This window comes from Paractinoplanes deccanensis, from assembly GCF_016862115.1.
GTDB classification, from domain to species: domain Bacteria; phylum Actinomycetota; class Actinomycetes; order Mycobacteriales; family Micromonosporaceae; genus Actinoplanes; species Actinoplanes deccanensis.
The window spans coordinates 21418-27612 of record NZ_BOMI01000184.1; the positions used below are offsets into that span (position 1 = coordinate 21418).

The following is a 6195-nucleotide window of genomic DNA, read 5'->3' on the forward strand; positions in this document are numbered from 1 at the left end:
TCCAGAGATCTGCGCGTACCTACATCGTGGCCGCCATCCTCGGGATGGCGGCCATCGGTGCTTGGGCTCTCATGACCGAGCGGATCGCCTACGTGGTGACCTCGGGGATCAGCATGAACCCCGTCTATTACCAGAACGACCTGGTCATCGTCATGAAGGCCGATTCGTACCATGTGGGGCAGATCGCCGCCTACCATGGGGATGTTCCCGGGCAGCGGGTCCTGCATCGCATCATCGGCGGGAGCGGCTCCGCGGGATTCGTGCTGAAGGGGGACAACAACGAGTCGATCGACCCGAAGACCCCGACGACCGAGGAGATGATCGGCCGCGCCGTCCTGCACATCCCGAAGGGCGGCACGTGGCTGAAGCCTTTCCTCGGCCCGAGCGGCATCGGGATGCTCAGCTTTCTGGTCATCAGTGGCGGAGCCGCGACCGCGGCGCGAAACCGGCGGGAGATCCCGCGAGGTCGCCGAAAGAAGAAGGTGAAGGCCATGTCGCGGCAGGGAGGCTCGCTGGAGACCGCTGCGGCGGTCTTCAAGACCGTGCAACGCCTTCCCCCCGCCCTTCGCGGCGGGGCCTACCTCGCCGCCGCCTTCCTCGCGCTGGCCGTCCTGCTCGGGGTCCTGGGCTGGATGAAGCCGGTCGTCGAGACGCGGGAGGTCGCCGCTCCGCCGCGCCAGTCGCTCACCTACTCGTACTCCGCGAAGGTCCCGAAGTCGGCCGCCTACGACGGCACGACCGTCAGCTCGCCCGAGCCGATCTTCCGGAGGCTGACGAACAACGTCGACCTGGTGACCCGATACGAGGGACCGCCCGGCACCTTCGATCTGAGCGCCCGGCTCACCAACGGCACCGGCTGGCACACCACCATCCAGCTGGTGGACGAGGTGGCGTTCACCGGGTCGTCCTACGAGGCGACGGCCAAGTTCGACTTGAAGGCCCTGGTCGCGCGCGCCGATGCCGCCTCCACCGCGATCGGCACGTCGAGCAGCGGCTCGGTTTCGGTCGCTCTCTCCGCACGGGTGGTCTCCCAGGGCCGCGCCACCCTGTCGGCCCCTCTGACCATCGAAGTCACGCCCGTCCAAATGGTGCTCGGAGGCAACTCGAAGCTGACCACCGAAAGCGCCGGGTCCGCCGGCACCACTGTAGTGCCGCGCGAAATCGGAATTCTGGGCCTGACCGCCGCACAAGCGCGTTCCTACGCCATTCTCTCCCTTATCGCCGCGGGCGCGCTCGCCGCCATTGTCTTCTTGATCGCGCGGCGCGCCATGCCGCTTCGCACGCGGGCACAGATCGAGCGCCGCTACCCCCAGCTCCTCGTCCACGTCGAGCCGATGGCGAGCCCTCCGGGCAAGCCGATCGTCAACGTCGACAACTTCCCGGCGCTGGTCAAACTGGCCGAGAAGTACGGACAGATGATTCTCACGTGGCGACGGGAGGATTCGGACGACTTCGTCGTCCGGGACGAGGGCATCACATACCGCTATCGCGTTCCGCTCGATCGGCCCGAGCTTCTGGACATCGAGCACCAGAATCGCCCCGCAACGGCCGGATCGCACCGTCGAAAAGCGTCCTCCCCCGTGTCCTGACGGCCGTTTGCCATTGCCCTCTCGGGCCATACAGGAAATTCCCAGCTTTATTAGGCTGTGTGGAATGATCACGAGGCTCGTCTCCCTGGCGGCCGTGGCCGGAGTCGCGACGCTCGCCGTCGCGGCCCCCGCCACCGCGGCCGCCACCCCCACCCTTCAGGCCGGCGCGGCGGAGATCGTGGGCTACCACCCCGTCACGCTCACCGGCACCGCCGAGCCCGGCTCGAAGGTGGCGCTCTACGAGACCGCGATCGGCCTGAACGACTTCCAGCCGGCGATCGAGTACGACGATCCCGCGCACCTGAACGAGCAGATCGTCCTCACCGCCGACGCGGCCGGGAAGTTCACGGTCAGCCGCTACCTCGACACCGGCTTCCGGTTCCAGGTGCGTCAGGGCAGCGCCGTCTCCAACACCGTCACCGTCTACTCGCGCCTCGCGGTCGGCCTCAGCGGCTCGTCGCCGTCCGCCGGCCGCGCCGACCTGACCGCGTGGAACGTCCCCGGCCAGCCCGGCCTGGCGTACCAGTTCCAGCAGCGGCAGGCGGACGGCAGCTGGAAGACGGTGCGCACGGGCGTGGGCGCGGCGAACGGCGCCTTCCTCGACGCGACCCTGACCGGGCTGGCCGCGGGCACCTACACCTATCGCGCGCACGTCGCCGGCGACGCCGCCCAGGGTGTGCGGGACAACTACTCCAAGACCGTCACCGTGACCGTGAAGGGCGCGGCGACCGGCCCGAAGCCCGGCTCGGTGCAGTTCACCAAGATCCGGTACGACTCGACCGGCGCCGACACCGGAACGAACGCGAGCCTGAACGCCGAGTGGGTCAAGCTCACGAACAAGACCGGCACCCGGATCAACCTGTCCGGCTGGCAGGTCCGCGACGCGCAGAACATCGTCTACACGTTCACCGGCACCGTGTACCTGAACGCGGGCGCCTCGCTCTTCGTTCAGACCGGCAAGGGCACGAACACGGCGACCAACCGCTTCTGGGGCCGCGCGGGCAAGGGCGGCTACGTGTGGAACAACGGCGGGGACACCGCTCAGCTCCGCACCGCCAATGGCGTGACCATCGACGCCTGCAAGTGGGCCATCGTCGGCACGGGCGAGACCACCTGCTGATCCGGCCCGGCGGAACGGGCGAGACCACCTGCTGATCCGGCCTGGCCGAACGGGCCAGACCACCTGCTGATCCGGCCCGGCGGAACGGGCGTCAGACCCCGGCGGCGTCGAGCAGCGCGGCGGCCATGTCGACCGCCTCGGGCGCCTCGCCGTGCATCACGGCCCAGGCGCTGGCGCCGTCGAAGGTCATCGTGAGCTGCCGCGCCAGCTTGGCCGGATCGGCGGCCCCGGCCTTCTCGGCCTCCTCGCGGAAGAAGCCGGTGAGCACGTCCTTGTAGCGGCGGGCGACCAGGCGCGCCGGATGGTCCGGCGTCTTGACCTCGACGGAGACCGCGACGAACGGGCAGCCCTGGAAGCCGGGCTCGGCCGACGTCTCCTCGAGGCGCCGGAAGACGTGCAACATCCGCTCGCGGGGCGTGCCACCCTCGTCGTCGGCGGGCAGGAGGTACGCCGTGAAGGCGGGCCCCACGCGCTCGAGCCCGGCCGCCAGGATCTCGTCCTTGCTGCCGAAGAGCTGGTACATCGAGCGCTTCGAGACGCCGGCCGCCCGGCTGAGCGCCTCGACGCCCACGCCGACGCCCTCGCGGTAGAAGAGGTCGGCCGCGGCGTCCAGCAGCCGGTCCCTCGTGGCTTCCCCGGTCATGCGCCCCAGTGTAGCTCGCTCGAAAACCGATCGGTTTCCTACATCACACGCCGCGTCCTTGCCGCTCGGAAACCGATCGGTTTACCTTGGTGGAAACCGATCAGTTTTCTCCGAGAGGAACCGTCATGACCGCGATCAAGGACTCTGTGGTGCTCGTGACCGGCGGCAGCCGCGGCATCGGCAAGGCTCTGGTGGAGGAGCTGTACGCGCGAGGCGCCGCCAAGGTGTACGCGACCGCCCGCGACCCGCGCACCATCACCAACCCGGACGCCGTCCCGCTGGCCCTGGAGGTCACCGACGAGGCCTCCGTCACCGCCGCGGCCGCGCGCGCCTCCGACGTCACCGTGCTGATCAACAACGCCGGGCTCTCCTCCGGCGCCTCGTTCCTCGACTCCCCGCTCGACGAGGTGCGCCGCGACATGGAGGCCAACTTCTACGGCCCGCTGCTCGTGACCCGCGCCTTCGTCCCCGTCATCGAGCGCAACGGCGGCGGGCACATCCTCAACGTGCACTCCGCGCTCTCCTGGTTCGCCGACGGCGGCCCGTACAGCGCCTCGAAGGCCGCCCTCTGGTCGCAGTCCAACTCGCTGCGCCTGCTGCTGCGCCCGCGCGGGATCGCCGTCACCGGCCTGCACGTCGGCTACGTCGACACCGACATGACCACGACCGTCGACGCGCCCAAGACCGCACCGCGCGACGTGGCAGTGGCCGCCCTCGACGGCATCGAGAGCGGCGCACACGAGGTCCTCGTCGACGAGGTCAGCCGCACCGTCAAGGCCGCCCTCTCCGGCGACCTCACCCAGCTCTACCGGCAGCTCGCGGCCTGATCCAACGCACCGGACCCGCCGGGGGTTCAGGTGCCGATCGTCATGGCTCACGACCGTGACAGGCGCCTGCCCGGCGGGAATGCAACGCGCCCATGACCCTCTCGGAGCAAGACCTGCGAGCCGCGATCGACCGTGAGCTCCCCGGCGTCCGCGCCGACCTCGAACGCCTGGTGCGCATTCCGGGCATCGCCTTCGACGGCTTCGACCACGGCGAGATCCGGCGGTCCGCCGAGGCCGTCGCCGATCTGCTGCGCGGCTGCGGCCTGGAGCCGGTGATCAGCCACGACGCCGTGATCGCCCGGCGTCCCGGACCGCCCGGCTCGCCCACCGTGATGCTCTACGCCCACCACGACGTGCAGCCCGCCGGCGACCGGGCGCTCTGGTCGAGCGACCCCTTCGAGCCGGCGGAACGCGACGGCCGCCTCTACGGCCGCGGCACCGCCGACGACAAGTCCGGCATCATGGCGCACCTCGCGGCGCTGCGCGCGTTCGGCGACGACCTGCCGGTCGGCGTGGTGGTCTTCGTCGAGGGCGAGGAGGAGTACGGCTCGCGCTCGATGCCCGCGATCCTGCGCGAGCACGCCGGCGACCTGCGCGCCGACGTCATCGTGATCGCCGACTCCACCAACTGGGACCTCGGCGCCCCCGCGCTGACCACGTCGCTGCGCGGCGAGATCAACTGCTTCGTCAAGGTACGCACCCTGAGGGCCGCCGTGCACAGCGGCATCTACGGCGGGCCGGCGCCCGACGCCCTCACCGTGCTGGCCCGGCTCCTCGCCACCCTGCACGACGCGGACGGCACCCCGGCGGTGGCGGGGCTGGGCGGCTCCGGCGACGCGGCGCTCGACTACCCCGAGGACCGTTATCGCCGCCTCGCCGGTGTGCTCGACGGCGTACACCTGATCGGCACCGGCAGCGTCGCCGGCCGCCTCTGGGCCAAGCCCGCGATCTCGGTCCTGGGCATCACGGCCCCGCCGGCCGAGGGCGCTCCGAACGCGATCGTCCCCACGGCAAAGGCCAAGGTGAGCGTACGGGTGCCGCCCGGCACCGACGCGCGTACCGCCTGGGAGGCCGTGCGCGCCCACCTGGAGCGCAACGTCCCGTGGGGCGCCCAGGCGTCGGTCACCTTGGAGGTCATCGGCCAGCCCGAGCGCATGCCCACCACCGGGCCGGTCGTCGACGCGGCCCGCGCCGCCCTGCGCGCCGCGTGGGAGGGCACCGAGCCCGTCGACATGGGCCTGGGCGGCTCGATCCCGCTGGTCGCGCAGCTGCGGGAGCTCTACCCGGACGCCACGATCCTGGTCACCGGAGCCGAGGACCCGTACTCCAGCACCCACTCCCCCGACGAGAGCATCGACGTGTCCGAATTCGCGCGCATCTGCCTCGCCGAGGCTTTGCTGCTGCGGAACCTGGCGGCATGATGCGGTGATGGATCAACGGTGGGCGGACCTGGCGCGAACGCTGCGCGAGTGCGGAATGTGGCAGGGCTTCAGCGAAGCGGACGCCGAGGCCGGGGAACGGGCGGTCGCGGAGGGCTCCTATCCGTTCGGCGGCGACGCCACCGCCGACGAGGAACCGGGGACTCGGTGGTTCTCCGTCGACGGCGAGGCGATGGCGGAGGGCGGTGTGCCCCGCGAGCTGAGGGAGCCGGCGGCCGTCCTGCCCGCGCACGGCGTCGAGCTGCGGGTCGAGAACGTCAAGCTCGATGACGACGAGTACGTCGTCGCGATCAATGATCGCCGGTGTGTGGTGTGGACCCGGCACGACCGGAACACCTGGTTCGTGTCGACGGCCCGGCCGTTCGCCGTCGTCAACGACCTGCTGGAGGCCGCCGGCGCCGTCCCGCGCATCTTCCTGATCAATCCGGGCGCCAACACCGGCGAGGCCTGGCTCCTCGATCCGCGCATCGTCGAGGCCGTCGCGAAGAGCGGCCTGGTCAAGGACGAGTCGATGCCGATGCTTGCCACCCACGTCTGAGCGGGGAACGCCGCCCCTGCCGGAGCAGGGGCGGCGTCT

The 6195-nt window shown here is 70.8% G+C and carries 6 protein-coding genes; 5 read left to right on the forward strand and 1 reads right to left on the reverse strand.

Features of this window, described 5'->3' with window-relative positions:
* Positions 1–71: 71 nt before the first annotated feature.
* Both Ade02nite_RS43175 and Ade02nite_RS49985 read left to right on the forward strand, forming a co-directional pair.
* Positions 72–1589, forward strand: coding sequence for a DUF5305 family protein (locus Ade02nite_RS43175; protein ID WP_239169468.1), 1518 nt, complete (start codon positions 72–74; stop codon positions 1587–1589).
* Positions 1590–1653: 64 nt separating this feature from the next.
* Entirely contained in the window at positions 1654–2709 is a 1056-nt protein-coding gene (locus Ade02nite_RS49985; RefSeq protein WP_239169469.1) for a lamin tail domain-containing protein, read from the forward strand.
* 91 nt (positions 2710–2800) lie between these two features.
* Here Ade02nite_RS49985 and Ade02nite_RS43185 read toward each other — a convergent pair whose 3' ends face one another.
* Complete coding sequence (locus tag Ade02nite_RS43185; protein WP_203776843.1) at positions 2801–3352, reverse strand: TetR/AcrR family transcriptional regulator; 552 nt, start codon at positions 3350–3352, stop codon at positions 2801–2803.
* Between the two features lie 125 nt (positions 3353–3477).
* Here Ade02nite_RS43185 and Ade02nite_RS43190 point away from each other — a divergent pair, with 125 nt between their 5' ends.
* From Ade02nite_RS43190 to Ade02nite_RS43200, 3 genes are all read left to right on the forward strand, one after another.
* A complete protein-coding gene (locus tag Ade02nite_RS43190; RefSeq protein WP_203776845.1) occupies positions 3478–4179 on the forward strand; it encodes an SDR family oxidoreductase in 702 nt (233 codons plus the stop codon).
* A gap of 92 nt (positions 4180–4271) precedes the next feature.
* The gene (locus tag Ade02nite_RS43195) at positions 4272–5600 is read left to right on the forward strand and encodes a dipeptidase (RefSeq protein WP_203776847.1); all 1329 of its coding nucleotides are present in this window, start codon (positions 4272–4274) and stop codon (positions 5598–5600) included.
* A 7-nt stretch (positions 5601–5607) separates the two neighbouring features.
* On the forward strand, positions 5608–6156 hold the full coding sequence (locus tag Ade02nite_RS43200) for a ferredoxin reductase domain-containing protein (protein ID WP_203776849.1): 549 nt from the start codon (positions 5608–5610) through the stop codon (positions 6154–6156).
* The last annotated feature ends 39 nt before the right edge of the window (positions 6157–6195 follow it).